The sequence below is a fragment of the Polaromonas sp. P3_C2 genome, assembly GCF_056402675.1.
The window spans coordinates 1-680 of sequence record NZ_JBFUGX010001187.1 but is presented as its reverse complement, the minus strand read 5'-3'; the positions used below and the strand labels follow the sequence as shown (position 1 = coordinate 680).

1 protein-coding gene is annotated in these 680 nt (G+C 64.9%); it reads left to right on the top strand.

All coding sequences use genetic code 11. The features are described 5' to 3' along the window. Positions 1–14 precede the first annotated feature (14 nt). A partial coding sequence (locus AC1DWI_RS25490) for a hypothetical protein (protein WP_477726230.1) occupies positions 15–680 on the top strand: 666 nt, incomplete at its 3' end.

Here is a 680-nt window from a genome sequence, read left to right as displayed (position 1 = left end):
TGCTGCAGCATGTTGTGCAACACGACCCGCGCCACCATTCACCCCATACCCTGCACACCAGCAAGGGGCGGCGGCTTTTGCMGACACCGTGGTCCATGGCGATGTCGCAGGCCACCGAGTCGGCGGTTTATTTCGGCCGCCGGGTCATGGCACTGCGGGAGCAACTTGAAAAGGGCAAACAGTATTCGCCCTCCTCGGTGCTTCGCCGCCTATCGGCGCCCATGCAGCTTGCCCAGGCGCAGGCACTGGCAGACCCCGAAGCCTTTCACCGCATGGGTATCTGCTCGGCCAGCGGCACCGAGGCTTTCGACATGGTGGGCTGGCTGGCCCAAAAAACCGGCGGGGTGGTCGCCAAACGGCGCTTTGCCGGCGAGACAGACTTTGACGGCAGCAGCGAGTATGTCGACTTCATGGAAGGCGGCTACCCATGCCGGCTGATTGCCGTGGCGCGCAACGGCCTCACGCACGGGCTGCGCCGGGCTTTCCTTCCGGAGTGGCCGCATTTTGTGATGCTTTTTTGCGGCTCGGCCAAATTTGACGACGCGCTGATGGCCCGCATGATCGCCGCTTGCGACGGCCTGCCTGCGAAGCCGGTGCTGGTGGGGGTTGCCCGCGACACCACGACCCACCAGCGCATGCAGGACATGGCACAGGCGGCGCAGCTGGAGTATGTCGTCGGG